At 51.6% G+C, this 16,347-nt stretch carries 11 protein-coding genes; 5 read left to right on the plus strand and 6 right to left on the minus strand.

All coding sequences use genetic code 11. The features are described from left to right. Window positions 1–47 precede the first annotated feature (47 nt). Entirely contained in the window at window positions 48–1,694 is a 1,647-nt protein-coding gene (locus HF324_RS27705; protein ID WP_168806363.1) for an ABC-F family ATP-binding cassette domain-containing protein, read from the minus strand. 158 nt (window positions 1,695–1,852) lie between these two features. Between HF324_RS27705 and HF324_RS27710 the strand changes: the two genes are divergently transcribed. Both HF324_RS27710 and murI read left to right on the plus strand, forming a co-directional pair. Beyond that, window positions 1,853–2,518 carry a carbonic anhydrase gene (locus HF324_RS27710; RefSeq protein WP_168806365.1) on the plus strand — a complete coding sequence of 222 codons (666 nt, stop codon included), beginning with the start codon at window positions 1,853–1,855 and terminating at the stop codon, window positions 2,516–2,518. A gap of 11 nt (window positions 2,519–2,529) precedes the next feature. Then, window positions 2,530–3,345 (plus strand): glutamate racemase, encoded by an 816-nt coding sequence (murI, locus tag HF324_RS27715; RefSeq protein ID WP_168806367.1) that lies wholly within the window; start codon window positions 2,530–2,532, stop codon window positions 3,343–3,345. Window positions 3,346–3,576: 231 nt separating this feature from the next. Here the strand turns inward: murI and HF324_RS27720 are convergent, their stop codons facing one another. Further along, window positions 3,577–5,622, minus strand: coding sequence for a S9 family peptidase (locus tag HF324_RS27720; protein WP_246269305.1), 2,046 nt, complete (start codon window positions 5,620–5,622; stop codon window positions 3,577–3,579). A gap of 187 nt (window positions 5,623–5,809) precedes the next feature. Further along, window positions 5,810–7,198 carry a Gfo/Idh/MocA family protein gene (locus tag HF324_RS27725; protein WP_168806371.1) on the minus strand — a complete coding sequence of 463 codons (1,389 nt, stop codon included), beginning with the start codon at window positions 7,196–7,198 and terminating at the stop codon, window positions 5,810–5,812. A gap of 238 nt (window positions 7,199–7,436) precedes the next feature. Between HF324_RS27725 and HF324_RS27730 the strand changes: the two genes are divergently transcribed. The 3 genes from HF324_RS27730 to HF324_RS27740 all read left to right on the plus strand — a co-directional run bounded on the left by HF324_RS27730 (window position 7,437) and on the right by HF324_RS27740 (window position 12,704). Then, on the plus strand, window positions 7,437–10,211 hold the full coding sequence (locus HF324_RS27730; protein ID WP_168861372.1) for a TonB-dependent receptor domain-containing protein: 2,775 nt from the start codon (window positions 7,437–7,439) through the stop codon (window positions 10,209–10,211). 12 nt (window positions 10,212–10,223) lie between these two features. Continuing rightward, entirely contained in the window at window positions 10,224–11,588 is a 1,365-nt protein-coding gene (locus HF324_RS27735; protein WP_168806375.1) for a hypothetical protein, read from the plus strand. Between the two features lie 75 nt (window positions 11,589–11,663). Continuing rightward, window positions 11,664–12,704: a phytase gene (locus tag HF324_RS27740; RefSeq protein WP_168861373.1), complete on the plus strand. Its 1,041-nt coding sequence runs from the start codon at window positions 11,664–11,666 to the stop codon at window positions 12,702–12,704. Between the two features lie 70 nt (window positions 12,705–12,774). Here HF324_RS27740 and HF324_RS27745 read toward each other — a convergent pair whose 3' ends face one another. The 3 genes from HF324_RS27745 to HF324_RS27755 form a co-directional block, all read right to left on the minus strand. Beyond that, entirely contained in the window at window positions 12,775–13,539 is a 765-nt protein-coding gene (locus tag HF324_RS27745; RefSeq protein WP_168806379.1) for a succinate dehydrogenase/fumarate reductase iron-sulfur subunit, read from the minus strand. 63 nt (window positions 13,540–13,602) lie between these two features. Then, window positions 13,603–15,576: a fumarate reductase/succinate dehydrogenase flavoprotein subunit gene (locus HF324_RS27750; RefSeq protein ID WP_168806381.1), complete on the minus strand. Its 1,974-nt coding sequence runs from the start codon at window positions 15,574–15,576 to the stop codon at window positions 13,603–13,605. A gap of 19 nt (window positions 15,577–15,595) precedes the next feature. Continuing rightward, window positions 15,596–16,282, minus strand: coding sequence for a succinate dehydrogenase cytochrome b subunit (locus HF324_RS27755; protein ID WP_168806383.1), 687 nt, complete (start codon window positions 16,280–16,282; stop codon window positions 15,596–15,598). Between the last annotated feature and the right edge of the window lie 65 nt (window positions 16,283–16,347).

Genomic DNA, 16,347 nt, shown 5'->3' on the forward strand with positions numbered 1-16,347 from the left:
CCTGAGCGGAATGCTCAGGTCTTCGCTTTTATGCTTTATTGATGATTTTATGCAAAAACGGCGTTGCTGTACATCTCTTCGCGCAGTGTTTTCACACGATCATCGGCCAGGTACTCGTCGAAGGTCATCATACGGTCGATGATGCCTTTAGGCGTCAGTTCGATGATACGGTTAGCTACGGACTGCATGAACGTATGGTCATGTGTGGTAAACAGCACGATGCCTTTGTAGTTGATCATGCTTTCGTTGAAAGACTGGATAGATTCCAGGTCCAGGTGGTTGGTCGGTTCATCGAGGATCACCACGTTCGGGTCCTGCAGCATCATACGGCTCACCATGCAACGCACTTTTTCACCACCGCTGAGTACGGAAGTTTTCTTCATGATCTCGTCGCCGGCAAACAGCATTTTACCCAGGAAGCCGCGCAGGAAAGGCTCATCCACATCGGTCACATGCGCAGGCACGTACTGACGCAGCCAGTCCAGCAGGTTCAGCGAAGATTCTTTGGTGAAATAAGCGGAGTTATCGTTGGGCAGATAAGCGTTGGTAACGGTAGTGCCCCATTCCAGCTTACCACTGTCTGCTTCCACTTCGCCGGCGATGATCTGGAAGAAAGTAGTCAGCGCCAGGTGGTCTTTAGACAGGAAAGCGATCTTATCGTTTTTATTCACGGAGAAAGTCACATCCGTAAAGAGTTTACGGCCATCTACCGCTTTTTCCAGTTTTTCCACATTCAGGATCTGGTTACCTACCTCACGCTGTTGTTTGAAGATAATGCCGGGGTATTTCCGGTTGGAAGGCTGAATATCTTCGATAACCAGTTTTTCGAGGGCTTTCTTACGGGAAGTGGCCTGTTTACTTTTGGAAGCGTTCGCGCTAAAGCGGGCGATAAAGTCCATGAGGTCTTTCCGCTTATCTTCCATTTTCTTGTTCTTATCAGCGATCTGGCGGGCCATCAGCTGGGATGACTCGTACCAGAAGGAGTAGTTACCGGAGAATATCTGGATTTTGGCACGGTCTACGTCGGCCACATGCGTACATACGGCATCGAGGAAGTGACGGTCGTGGGATACTACGATCACGATATTTTCGTAGTCGGCCAGGAAGTTTTCCAGCCATCCGATGGTTTCCACGTCCAGGTCGTTCGTGGGCTCATCCAGCAGCAGGATGTCGGGGTTGCCGAACAAGGCCTGGGCCAGCAGCACCCTTACTTTCAGGCTACCGGGGATATCTTTCATGAGCACGCTGTGGAACTCTTCTTTAACGCCGAGGTCGCCCAGCAGTACACCAGCATCGCTTTCTGCCGTATAACCGCCCATTTCGCCGTATTCAGCTTCCAGTTCACCGGCACGCATACCGTCTTCCTCAGAAAAATCTTCTTTGGCGTAGATAGCATCCTTTTCCTTGGCGATTTCCCACAGCTTCTTGTTGCCCATCAATACTGCATTCAGTACCGTAACCTCGTCAAACTCGAAGTGGTTCTGTTTCAGTACGCTCATGCGCTCGCCGGGAGTGATTTCCACGGTGCCTTTGTTCGGCTCTATTTCGCCGGACAATATCTTCAGGAAGGTAGATTTACCCGCTCCATTAGCCCCAATCACACCATAACAGTTCCCTTTCGTGAAATTGAGGTTTACTTCGTCAAACAATACTCTCTTTCCAAAAGAGAGCGTTACGTTTTTAACACTGATCATGCTGGCTATGTAAATTTTGAAGCTGCAAAGGTACGAATACTATAACTGGATTCCAAGTTAACAGATCTATATCAAAATCAATATTTAATGATTGATTTTTAAGGGTTTGTGTTCGTTTAATCATTCTGTGCGTATCTTTAGTCCAAAATATTACGGCAATGACAAGTTATAACCAGGTATTTGAAAACAACCGCCGGTGGATATCGTCCAAGCTGGCCACCGATGCGGAGTTCTTTGAAAAGATGGCGGACACCCAGACGCCTGAGTACCTTTATATCGGTTGCAGTGACAGCCGGGTGCCTACCAATGAAATCATGGGGCTGGGAGCCGGTGAAGTATTTGTACACCGCAACATCGCCAACGTGGTGCCCAACACCGACCTGAACGTGATGGCAGTCATCAACTATGCCGTGGTACACCTCGAGGTGAAGCACATCGTTGTCTGCGGGCACTACAACTGCGGAGGCGTTAAAGCCGCCATGCAGCCCAAAGACCTTGGCATCCTCAACCCCTGGCTGCGTAACATCCGCGATGTATACCGCCTGCATATGGATGAGCTCAATGCTATCCCGGATGAGCACGACCGCTACAACCGCCTCGTGGAACTGAATGTGCAGGAACAAGCCATCAACGTCATCAAAACAGCGGCAGTACAGAAATCCTACCTGGCCAAAGGTTTCCCCACGGTACACGGCTGGGTGTACGATCTCAAAAACGGTCAGCTGACAGACCTGCAGATCGATTTTGAAGGCGTACTGCACGAGATCCAGAAGATCTACGATCTGACCGGCTCCGGCATGATGCAGAAAGACATTAACCAATAAACCATACCGTCATGGGCCCTATCGGCGTTTTCGACTCCGGCTATGGCGGCCTTACCGTGCTGAAAGAAATCATCGCGGAACTGCCGCAATACGACTACATCTATCTCGGCGACAACGCCCGCGCGCCCTATGGCAACCGCGGCTTTGACACCATTCACGCCTATACGCTGCAATGCGTACAGCAGCTGTTCGATATGGGCTGCCCGCTGGTCATCCTGGCCTGTAACACCGCCTCCGCCAAAGCGCTGCGCACCATACAGCAGAAAGACCTGCCCCGGATAGCCCCCGACAGGCGCGTGCTGGGCGTGATACGCCCCACCACCGAAATGGTAGGAACCCTCACTCAAACCGGTGAGGTGGGCATCCTGGCCACCAAAGGGACCGTAGCTTCAGAATCGTATCCGATAGAAATCAAAAAGTTCTTCCCGGAAGTACAAACGTACCAGCTGGCCTGCCCCATGTGGGTGCCGCTGGTGGAAAATAACGAACACGAAAGCGCCGGCGCCGATTATTTCGTGAAAGAGTACCTGGACAAGATCCTGTCCCAGTCGTCCAACATAGACACGCTGGTGCTGGGATGCACCCACTACCCCCTGCTGATGAAGAAAATACGGCAGCACCTTCCGGGTGGCATCACCGTACTGTCACAAGGGAAAATAGTGGCGCACAGCCTTAAAGACTACCTGAAGCGTCATCCGGAAATGGAATCCCGCCTGGGCCGCAGCGGCCAGCGCAGGTTCTTTACCACGGACGATCCGGGCATCTTTGACGTGATGGCGGAGATATTCTTTGGCAAGGCGGTAGAGTCGGAGAAGATACTGGTGTAGTCTTTTTCTCACGCAAAGGCGCTAAGTTGTTGAACTTTTTTTTAAGATAAATTTAAGAACGCAAAGAGACCCGAAGATCGCATTTTATTGATCACATTTTATAATGGTTAAACTGGTCGATAACAACCAAATCCAGTTTAGAACATGATCAGCAAAACGTAATCTTCGGGTCTCTTTGCGTTCTTAAATTTATCTTAAAAAAAAGTTCAACAACTTAGCGCCTTTGCGTGACTACTTCGCCAGCTTCAGGAAAAACGCGTATTCCAGCGCTACTTCCTTCAACGCTTCAAACCGCCCGGAAGCGCCGCCGTGGCCGGCTTCCATATTCGTATGCAGTAACAGCATATTGTGGTCTGTTTTCAGTTCCCGCAGTTTGGCCACCCATTTGGCAGGCTCCCAGTATTGTACCTGCGAATCGTGCAGACCGGTAGTGACCAGCATATTGGGATAGTCTTTGGCAGTCACGTTATCGTACGGTGAATACGATTTCATGTACTCATAGGAATCTTTGTTCTTAGGATTGCCCCATTCATCGAATTCGCCGGTGGTGAGCGGAATGCTTTCATCCAGCATGGTCGTCACCACATCCACGAACGGCACCGCTGCCACTACGCCGTGGAACAGCTCGGGCCGCATATTTATTACCGCGCCCATCAGCAGGCCACCGGCGCTGCCGCCCATAGCGTATAACTGGCCCGGGTTGGTGTAGTTTTGTTTTACGAGAAAATCGGCGCAGTCGATGAAGTCGGTAAACGTGTTTTTCTTCTTGAACATCTTGCCATCTTCATACCACTGGCGTCCCATCTCCTGCCCGCCACGTACGTGCGCTATTGCGAAAGCAAAGCCACGGTCCAGCAGGCTGATCCTGTTGGAGCTGAAGCCGGCATCGATGCTGTTGCCGTAGGAACCGTATCCGTAGAGCAACAATGGCGCTTTCCCGTTTTTGTGGAAATCTTTTTTATAGACTATGGAAATGGGCACTTTGGTACCGTCTGTAGCGGTGGCCATCAGCCTTTCGGTGGTATAGTTTTTCGGATCGTAGCCGCCCAGTACTTCCTGCTGGCGCTTCAGTTCCTGCTTGCCGGTTTCCATGTTGTAGTCATACACGGAATTGGGCGTGATCATGGAAGTATAGTGGTAGCGCAGCTCTTTGCTGTCCATTTCCGGGTTGTTGCCCAGGTAGGCGTCGTATGCCGGTTCTGCGAAAGTGAGGTATTTGTCCTGGTGTGTTTTATCGTTGATCACACGGATCTGGGTAAGACCGTTTTTTCTCTCTTCCAGCACCATGTAGTCCTTGAACACGTCCATGCCGGACAACAGCACGTCGCTGCGGTGCGGAATGACTTCTTTCCAGTGATCTCGGCCGGTCTTGTCCAGTGGCGTTTCCATCAGCCGGAAGTTCAGTGCGTTCCAGTTGGTGATGATGTAAAACTTATCGTCTTTATGATCGATGTCGTACAACATGTCTTTGGTGCGCGGCTGAAACACGGTGAAAGCACCATCGGGTTTGGAGGCGTCGAGCACGCGGCTTTCGGACGAAAGAGTGCTGCCGCTGTGGATAATGATGTATTTACCGGATTTTGTTTTCTGTAAACTGAGGCTGAACGTTTCGTCTTTCTCGTGGTATACTTCTTTGTCCGCGTTGTTGCCCAGTACGTGTTTCATGATACGGTCGGCCCTTAGGGTAACGGTATCCTTGCGACTGTAGAAGAATGTTTTGTTATCGTTGGCCCAGCAGGAACCGCCGGTTGTTTCGGTGATGGCGTCGGCAAAGACTTCTCCTGTTTCCAGGTTCTTTACGTGGATGGTATAACGGCGACGGCTAACCGTATCGATGCCGTAGGCCAGCAGTTTGGTATCGGGGCTGACGCTCAGTCCTGTTACGGCGCAGTAGGTATGTCCCACGGCGAGGTCGTTGACATTGAGGATGATTTCCTCTTCCGCCTCGAGGCTGCCTTTTTTACGGCAGTAGATGGGATACTCTTTTCCTTTTTCAAAACGGGAGTAGTAGTAATACCCGTTTTTGAGATAGGGCACGCTCATATCCGTTTCCTTGATGCGGCCTTTCATCTCTTCAAACAGTTTGGTCCGCAGTTCCTTTTCGGGGGCCATTACAGAGTCGAGGTAGGCATTTTCGGCGGTTAGCCAAGACAGTACTTTGGGATCTTCCCGGTTGTTCATCCAGTAGTAGTTGTCGATCCTGGTGTCACCATGTATCGTTAGTTCTTTCGGTATCTTTTCCGCAACTGGTGGCTGGAAGTTCTCCTGATTGTTCATATTTTTTTTCTTTTCTTGACAAGACATTAACACTATTCCTGCGAGTACAAGTAAACTTACCTTCTTCATGTAAAACAGGTTTTACTCAATTTAAGCAATTGCGGCCGATATTTTCCGCATAAAAAAGCGCCATGGAAAGATTGCCATGACGCCCGTATACTGAACATGTTTTTGCCCCTGATGCTGACTAAGCTATTACGCGCATTTTGACCGGGTCCCAGCGGAGCATTTTTTTGCTGAAGTAGCTCTGGTTCGTTACCAGGGCCGGTCCGGCGGCGCGCAGGCCGAAGGTGGCGTCTTCCACTACGGTCTTGCCTGTACGCATGGATTCAAAGAAATTTTTGAAGTGGTCCAGGCGGTCGTCATATCCTGAGGGCGCAGCATAGTTGCTGGTCGTTTCCACTGCTTTGCCCTTATTGCCGCCGTAATGGGCGTTATAGTCTTTCACAAACTCCGCCTGTTGTTTTTCAGAGAAAGTGCGGAAGGTATCCCAACCGCCATAGCCGGGTGCTTCGGGCAGTTTATGTTTTTTGATTTTAAAGTCGTTCCATCCAATTTCCATCACGCCGTCGGTGCCGATCAGGCGGGTGTATTCACCGCCGCCGCTGCCGTCGGCAAAGTTCACGCGGAGGGTCATCTGGAAGGCCGGATGTTCTTTGGTTTCAGGGTAGTCGAAAATCGCGACCACTACGTCCGGCACGTCGCGGCCGTCTTTCCATTGCGACAGGCTGCCGCTGGCGTAGATGCTGGTAGGACCGAGTGAACCGGTGATAAAGTGCAGGCCGGAGATCAGGTGTACGAAAAGGTCGCCGGGGATGCCGGTGCCATATGCCTGGTAGTTGCGCCAGCGGAAAAAACGTTTGGCGTCGAAAGGCACTTTAGCGGTATCCTTCAGGAAGGTGTCAAAGTCCACCGTGGCGGGAGAAGCGTCTGTAGGAATGGAGTACTGCCAGGCGCCGAGTGCGCTGTGGCGGTCCATCCGTGCTTCCACCACGTTCAGCTGACCGATTTCACCGGCCTGGTAACGTTTACGCGCCTCCGCCAGGGCGATGCTGCTCACCCGCTGGCTGCCTACCTGGAACACGGCTTTGGTACGCTGCTGGGTGGCAATCACTTTATGCCCTTCTTCCACCTGCTGTACCATGGGTTTCTCGCAATAGACTGCTTTACCTGCTTCCATGGCGGCGATGGAGATGGTGTCGTGCCAGTGGTCGGGCGTAGCCACGATAATGGCGTCGATGTCTTTGCGTTGCAGCAGTTCGCGGTAGTCGCGGGTGGTGAATATGTTGGAGCCGTAGACCTCTTTTACACGGTCCAGGTGGCCGGTGTACAGGTCGGCTGCCGCCACGAATTCCACGCCTGGTACCTTGATGGCCGTATCCACGTCGCCAAAGCCCATGATGCCCATGCCTACGCAGGCCAGGCGGATCTTGTCGTTAGCGGAAAATGGCTGTTCCGGTTGCAGGAGGGTCACCGGTCCGTTTTCCCGGCCAAGGGCCGCCAGCTGGCCGATGCCCAGCAGCGCCGCAGTGCTGCCAATGTGTTTGATAAACTTCCTACGGGATTGGTCTGACATATAGCAATAGGATTTTAATAAGATTTCAAAAGAAGCTCTATGATAATAAAAAATATCAGCAATCATAGATCCGAATTATGAGCGGTCAATAAGATATTTTGATGGCCTGCTAAAACGCTTCAGCGTGTTTGCGGAAACTTAATACAAACTTCATAATTCCTTCATAAAGACTTAACGGCCTCTATGGTGCTACAGTGCTGGAAGAACGGTTATTTCGCCCCCGACAAAACCAGTCTGTATGAAGATATTTTTACCACTGCTCCTCTTTATCATGTCGGGATTTTGCGCTCTGGCGCAAACAACCACCGGCGTGAAAGGGACCGTAACCGACAAACAAACAGGGCAACCGCTGACAGGGGCAGCGGTAAAGCTGAAAAATGAACATTATACCGTCAGCGGCACCACCGGCCTGGACGGCAGTTTCGTTTTCCGCAACGTACCTGCGGGTGACTATGAAATCAAAGTGAAGGACCTCGGGCATCATGAAGTGGAAAAGAAAATCCGTTGCGAAGGACAGGTAAGCACCCTGAACATCGAAATGGAATCCAAAGACGTAGCGCTGAAAACACTGACCGTCACCGGCAAAGGAGACAAAGGCAGCGAAAAAAGCGCCCTGAAAACGGTGCAGAAAGCGGATATGGTGCTGAACGCCGTATCAGCCGCCGCTATACAGGTATCCCCCGACATCACCATCGCCAACGTTATGCAACGTATCTCCGGCGTATCCCTGGAACGCAGCAACAACGGCGACGGCCAGTACGCTATCATCCGCGGTATGGATAAAAGATACCAGTACACCCTGATCAACGGTATCAAAATCCCCAGCCCGGACAACAAAAACAGGTACGTTCCCCTCGATATCTTCCCGGCCGACCTGATAGACCGCCTCGAGGTATACAAAGCCATTACCCCCAATATGGAAGGCGATGCCATCGGCGGCGCCACCAACATGGTAATGAAAGACGCACCGAAACATTTTATGCTGAATGCCAATGCAGCTATCGGTTACGCACAAACGCTGTTCGACAACGACTTCACCCGTTTCAGCAGCAGCGGCTCCACCAAAACCTCCCCGCGTCTTCGCAACGGCAATAACTTCGAAGCCAGTCTCAGCGATTTCACCAACAACCCGCTGCATCTCAATACCGGCAAAGCCCCGGTAGCCAGCGTGTTTGGCATCAGCGCCGGCGGCCGCAGCAAAAACGGGAAACTGGGCGCCATCGCAGGCATCAGCTATCAGAATACTTACCGTTCCAATCAATCCCTGTACCTGCAGACAGAAGTAGATAAAAACAACAACGAACCAGCTTTCACCGCGGCTAAAAACAGGCAGTATTCCATCCAGCAGCAACGGGCAGGCATGCACGCCAAAGTGGATTACCAGTTCAACGACGACCAGCAGCTGTCCTTATACGCCGCTTATATGAACCTCGGCCAGAACCTGTTCCGTTTCAGTTCAGACACCAGCCTTGAACTGGGCCGCACGATACCGGGTTCCGGCAGGGTAAGCAACAACTATCGCAGTGAGCGCAGCGTGCAGCAAATCAGCAACTTCACCTTACAGGGCCACCACAAACTGGCGGACCACCTGCATATGAACTGGTCGGCCGCGTATTCCAAAGCCACCGCCAACGTACCTGACCGCACCGAACTGCATGTAAGCACCGGCGTCACACCGCAGAAAGACAATACACTTAAACAGGAACCTGTGCTGCTGGATGCGCTGGGCGGCGTTACCCACGAATGGACCCGCAACTCAGACCAGGACAAAAGCGGTTATCTCAATTTCGTTTATACCCCTAAAATCGGCGGTATCAAAACGGAGATCTCCGTAGGCGGCATGTACCGCAACAAACAGCGTCATAGCTACTACGACAAATACGTTCTCCGTCCGGACTCCACTACACAACACTTCAATGGCGATATCGACGCGCATAAACTCTCCCTGTTTAACAGGTTAGGCGCGCCTGACGATGCGTTGAACTATGATTTTACCGAAAACGTGGGCGCCTATTACGGCCAGGTGAAATTCCAGATCGGCCGCCTGCAAACCCTCGCCGGCGTGAGAGTAGAGCATACCAAAGCGCTCTGGGAATCTGCCGTACCATCTACCGTGGAAGGTAAAACAGGGACCATTAAATACGTGGACGTGCTGCCAGGCATCCACTTCAAATATATGCCGGACAGCAAGCGGAACATCCGTCTCTCCTACTACTCTGCCATCAGCCGCCCCGGTTTTTATGAAACTATTCCTCACCGCGGCGGAGATCCTGACCAGGACTATGACGAAGTGGGTAACCCTTTCCTGAAAAGAGCCACCTCCAATAACTTCGACCTGCGTTACGAGTACTTCCCGAAAGCGCTGGATGAACTGCTGGCAGGCATTTTCTACAAACGGATCAAAGACCCGATTGAATCGGCACTCGTACAAAACGGCCGCAGCATCAACCTCATGAGCGGCAACTTCGGTACTGCCACCAACTATGGTTTTGAGCTGGAAGCCGCCAAGTATATCCGTAAATTCGGCATACGCCTGAACTATACCTACACCAACTCTTCTATCACCAGCAACAAAATGCAGTGGTACCGGGAAGACAACGGTAACATCACCCAGAAAACCGTTAACCAGGAACGTCCTTTACAAGGGCAGTCCAAACATATCGGCAACCTCTCCCTGCTGTACAAGGACGCTCATGCAGGCTTCGATGCACAGCTGGCGATGGTATATACCGGCGAACGTATCGACATCGTTTCCCAGTTTTATAACAACGATATCTGGCAGAAAGGTTTCGTGCAGCTGGATTTTTCCACAGAGAAAAGAGTCTGGAAAAAACTGTACGCATACGCTAAAGTGGGCAACCTGCTGAACACACCGTATGAGCTGTTCATCAAGAGCCCCAACACGGAAAAGTCCGCTGCCGGTGTACCGGAACAGGTGGTGGGCAAAAATTTATTCGTTCGCAAAAACACCTACGGCCAGACCTACCTGCTGGGCCTCCGCTTCAAACTCTAAAATCTTACGAACATGAAATTACATCACTATATACTTGCCGCAGCCACCGGCGCCCTCTTCACCTCCTGCCATAAAGAGGCGGAGGTGACGATCTCCAAACCGGTCATCACCCCCAGCAAACCTATTACTTCCGATACTTTATCCGGCAGTATCCAGGGCACGCTGTTAGCCGGCAAAACATACTATTTCGCTACCGATATCACCATCAACGATGGCGATACCCTCTTCATGCAAAGCGGTGTTAAACTCATCGCTCTCGGCGACGGCAGCAGCCAGCTGAAAAGCCCGCAGATCACCGTCAACGGCAGCTTTATCAGTCTCGGTACCAAAGAAGCGCCTAACTACATCACCGTCTCAGAAAACCTGCGTACCAGCGACAACGCTTTCAAAGGTATCTGGGGTGGTATCCAGTGTACGCACGCCAAAGACAAACAAGGCGGCGACCTTATCCTGAAATGGACCCATGTTGAATTTGCCGGCGGCCCGGTGGCTATCGGTAATGATGTGTATAAAGCCGGTGATCCGCGGTACATGATCTATTTCGCCAATGTAGACAAAAACTTCATCCTGGAAGACTGCTGGATCAGGGGCAGCAAAGACGATGCTATCCGTACGGATGGCGGCCGTATCAGCATCCTGCGCAACACGTTTGAGATGTGCGGTGAAAAAGGCGGCGAAGCGCTGAACATGAAATCAGGCACCATCGGCGATGTGGCTTATAATGTTGCTATCGGCACTGCTACCAACGCTTTCAAAGTATCCAACTCCGGTGACAAGACCACGCAGGCCAACGTGTATATCTACAACAACACCATGATCAACTGCGGCTTCCGCCAAACCAAAGAAGGCCGCGGCGGTGGTATCAACTTCGAAGCGTTCGCCAAAGGAAAAGCATTCAACAATCTCTTCATCAACTGCCGCGTAAGCCTGCGCGTAGTCGGCGGCGCCGGCACCGGCGCGGACCTGGCCAACCTTACGTACGGCAACAACCTGTTTTACGGCAACGCCCCTACGCTGGTTAACCAGTTCTACGCTACCGACGGAGTTGCTGTTTTCACACCTACTGACATTCATGGAGAAATCAAACAAAACAACCCTGTTTTCTATGCTTATGATGTAGATCAGTTTGATTACACTACCTTAGGAGGTACCGTGAAGGCGCCGCCGGTGAGCTGGAAACAACAGCCATTAGCATTATTGCAGCAAGGCGCCTCCAACTTCCGCGTGAAGCCCGCTTCACCGGCCGTAGGCAAAGGCAACAGCCAGTTTGCCCCGATGAACGCCACCACCATCAAGACCGAAGCTGCTGCCGATGTAACACGTCCCGGCAAAGACATAGGCGCCTATCAGCAGGATGGCAGCGGAAACCAGCACTAATTGGGTTATTTGGTTATTTTTTTATTTGGTTATTGGATTTACGGATTTCGGAATTTTTTGATTTTGGGATTTTATATGAGATATAGAAGAATCGTAGCGGTGGCCGGCATCATTGCCGGCTTCACTGCCTGCAACAATAAACAACACAAGTCCATTCCCCCGGCGGCTGCCGATGCGGTAAAGCCGGTGGCAGTTACGCCGGCCACCCAATACGACAGCGATGACCCGGCTATCTGGATCAATAGGGCAGACAGCAGCAAAAGCCTTATCATCGGCACCGATAAAAATACCGACGGCGCGTTGTATGTGTACAATCTGGATGGTCAGATCGTGAAGAAAATAGGTGGCCTGAAACGCCCTAACAACGTGGATATCGCCTATGGCCTGCTGCTGAACAACCAGCCGGTGGACATTGCCGTGACGACGGAGCGCGAAACCAATAAACTGCGCATCTACCGGTTGCCCGATATGGAGCCTGTCGACAATGGCGGGCTGGAAGTATTTGCCGGCGAAGAAGAGCGCGGCCCTATGGGCATCAGCCTGTATACCCGCCCGGCAGACAAGGCTATTTTCGCCATCGTCAGCCGCAAATCCGGCCCGGCGCAGGGTTACCTGTGGCAATACCAGTTGACCGGCAACGGCAAAGGACAAGTAACGGGAACGGTTGTACGTAAATTTGGCGCTTACAGCGGCAAAAAGGAAATAGAGAGCGTAGCGGTGGACAATGAGCTGGGGTATGTGTATTATTCCGACGAGCAAACGGGCGTTCGCCGTTACTATGCAGATCCTGCGCGTGGCGACCAGGAGCTGGCGTTGTTTGGCAGCGGCGATTTCAAGGCCGACAATGAAGGCATCAGTATTTATAAAACGGGGGACAGTACGGGTTATATCCTCGTATCTGACCAGGAGGCCAACAGTTTTAATATTTACCGCCGGGAGGCCGCGCAGCCGGTATTACTGGCGAAGATACCGGTAGCTGCTATTAACAGTGACGGGTCCGATGTGGTGAATGTGAACCTGGGCCCGAAATATCCGCAGGGTATTTTTGTGGTGATGAGTACGGATAAGACATTCCACCTGTACGACTGGCGTGATATTGCCGGGAGGATTAAATAGAAGATCGTGCAGGCATAAAAAAACGGCGCAGGTATGATACCTGCGCCGTTTTTGCATTATATAGTCAAGACTATTTCTCAGAACCGAAGCCGGCGCCGATGAACTCTCTGTTCAGGCGGGCGATATTGGTGAGGGAGATTTCTTTCGGGCATTCTGCTTCGCAGGCACCGGTGTTGGTACAGCTACCGAAACCTTCCTTATCCATCTGGGCTACCATGTTGAGGGCACGGGTATGGCGCTCAGGATCTCCCTGTGGCAGCAATGCCAGCTGGGATACTTTGGCGGATACGAAGAGCATGGCAGAAGAGTTCTTACATGCTGCTACGCAGGCGCCGCAACCGATACAGGCAGCAGCCGCGAAAGCCAGGTCTGCTTTGTGTTTATCAACAGGGAGGCAGTTGGCGTCCTGTGCGTTGCCGGTGTTTACAGAGATATAACCACCCGCTTCGATGATACGGTCAAATGCGCGTCTGTCAACGGTGAGGTCTTTCAGTACAGGGAAAGCGCCTGCTCTCCACGGTTCTACCGTGATGGTATCGCCGTCTTTGAAAGCGCGCATGTGCAGCTGGCAGGTAGTGGTGCCGGCCCAGGGACCGTGTGCCCGGCCGTTGATGTGCATGGAGCACATACCACAGATACCTTCACGGCAGTCATGGTCGAATGCGATCGGTTCTTTTCCTTCGTTGATCAGTTGCTCGTTCAATACGTCAAACATTTCGAGGAAAGACATTTCAGAAGAGATATCTTTTACGGAATATGTTTCAAATCTACCCTGAGCGTTTGTATTTTGTTGTTTCCACACCTTTAAGGTGAGGTTCATGTTATAATGTTCCATATTCGCTGGACAATTATTTTATTTTACAATCCCGGCCCTTTGTAAAGCAATGGGCCAATACCCTTATTTATAGCTACGTTGCGTAGGTTTACATTCAACGAATTCCAATGGTTCCTTGTGCAGTTCGAACTGACCGGGGCCTTTGTATTCCCATGCTGCTACGTAGCTGAAGTTAGCGTCGTCACGTTGTGCTTCGCCGTCCGGAGTCTGGGACTCTTCGCGGAAGTGGCCGCCGCATGATTCGCGGCGTTCCAGTGCGTCGATGCACATCAGTTCACCCAGTTCCAGGAAGTCAGCCACACGGCCGGCTTTTTCCAGTTCGGGGTTGAATTCTTTTTCACTGCCCGGTACGCGAACGTCTTTCCAGAATTCGGCGCGCAGCGCTTTGATTTCTTCAATCGCTTCTTTCAGACCTTTTTCGTTACGTGCCATACCGCACTTGTCCCACATGATCTTACCGAGCTTTTTATGGAAGTGGTCTACAGACTTGGTTCCTTTGATGCCCATCAGTTTGGAGATCGTTTCTTTCACCCTGTTTTCGGCTTCTGTGAAGGCCGGGTGGTCTACCGGGATGGCTTTGGTGCGGATTTCGTCTGCCAGGTAGTTACCGAGTGTGTAAGGGATCACGAAGTAACCGTCTGCCAGGCCCTGCATCAGAGCGGAAGCGCCGAGGCGGTTAGCGCCGTGGTCGGAGAAGTTGGCTTCACCGAGGGAGTACAGACCGGGAACGGTGGTCTGCAGTTCGTAGTCTACCCACAGGCCGCCCATGGTATAGTGTACGGCAGGATAGATACGCATGGGTTGTTCGTATGGGTTTTCGCCGGTGATTTTAGCGTACATATCGAACAGGTTACCATATTTTTCTGCTACTACTTCTTTACCCAGTTTAATGATCTCTGTTTTAGGGAGATTGTTGAGCTGGCGTTTACCGGCTTCGATGTTACCGTAACGTTCGATGGCCGCGGCGAAGTCGAGGTATACCGCCTGTTTGGAGGTACCCACGCCATAGCCGGCGTCGCATCTTTCTTTGGCAGCGCGGGAGGCCACGTCGCGGGGAACGAGGTTACCGAAGGCTGGGTATCTTCTTTCCAGGTAGTAGTCTCTTTCGTCTTCCGGGATATCGCTGGCTTTGCGGGTATCGTTTTGTTTTTTGGGCACCCAGATACGGCCGTCGTTACGCAGTGATTCTGACATGAGGGTCAGTTTGGACTGGTGGTCGCCGGAAACCGGGATACAGGTAGGGTGGATCTGTGTAAAGCAGGGGTTGGCGAAGTAAGCGCCGTTTTTAGTGGCTTTCCAGGCAGCCGTTACGTTAGAACCCATTGCATTGGTGGACAGGAAGAACACGTTGCCGTAGCCGCCGCTGCAGATCAGTACCGCATGGCCGAAATGGCGTTCCAGTTCACCGGTGATCAGGTCGCGGGCGATGATACCGCGTGCTTTGCCGTCGATTTTTACGATGTCCAGCATTTCGTGGCGGGAGTACATTTTCACGTTACCCAATGCCACCTGGCGTTCCAGTGCGGAGTAAGCGCCGAGCAGGAGCTGCTGGCCGGTCTGACCGGCAGCGTAGAAAGTACGTTGTACCTGTGTACCGCCGAAAGAGCGGTTGCTCAGCAGGCCGCCGTATTCACGGGCAAAGGGAACACCCTGTGCCACGCATTGATCTATAATGTTGCCACTCACCTCCGCCAGGCGATGCACGTTGGCTTCGCGGGCGCGGTAGTCGCCACCTTTTACTGTATCATAGAACAGGCGGTAAACGGAGTCACCGTCGTTCTGGTAGTTCTTGGCCGCATTGATACCACCCTGGGCAGCAATACTATGCGCGCGGCGCGGACTATCCTGAAAGCAGAATGCTTTAACCTTATACCCCAACTCACCTAATGAAGCCGCTGCTGAAGCGCCGGCCAAACCAGTACCAATCACGATCACTTCGAGGCTGCGCTTGTTGGCAGGGTTTACCAGTTTACAATGTCCTTTATAGTCTTCCCATTTGGAATTTAATGGGCCGGCTGGAATTTTTGCGTTCAACATATATCCTTACTTTTCAGAATTATTTTTTTAAATAGATAACAATCGGGATCAGGGCAAAGCCAATAGGGATCAGGATACCGAAGATCCATACGCCCACGAAATTGATCAAACCGTTGTATTTTTTGTGATTCAGACCGAAAGTCTGGAAGGCGCTCTTAAAACCGTGGATCAGGTGGAAAGAGAGGCCGATCATGCCCACTACATAGAGGAGTACCAGCCATACGTTCTGGAAGGTTTCATAGCTCAGCGCATAGAGATCTTTCAGTGGTTCGCTGATGCCTTCGTAAGTACGGGTAGGCATTTCAGTGTAGTGGAACTTGCCCCAGAAATTGGCCAGGTGGATCACAATAAAGATAAGGAGGATGCTTCCCATGATCGCCATCTGACGGCTGAACCAGGAAGATGTCTGGTTACCCGGGTTGATGGCGTATTTCACCGGACGGGCAGCCCTGTTGGAAAAAGTGAGCTTCAGCGCGATCAGTGCGTGGATAATGATCACTACTTTAAGGCCCCAGGCGATGAACTGAATCAGGCCGTTATGCCCCATGAACTGGGCATATGCGTTAAATGCCTTGCCTTCGTCGTTATACAGCAGCTGGAAGTTGCCCGCCAGATGCACAATAACAAAACTGCAAAGAAACAAACCGGTAGCACCTACCAATAACTTCTTACCGATAGATGTATTAAAAAACTGTGACCACTTCATAAGTAAAATTCTAAGCTTCCTTGTATAAAAAGTTGATTGAAATGTCGGGCAAATTTAGCGCAGGA

Source organism: Chitinophaga oryzae, assembly GCF_012516375.2.
In the GTDB taxonomy this organism is placed as follows: domain Bacteria; phylum Bacteroidota; class Bacteroidia; order Chitinophagales; family Chitinophagaceae; genus Chitinophaga; species Chitinophaga oryzae.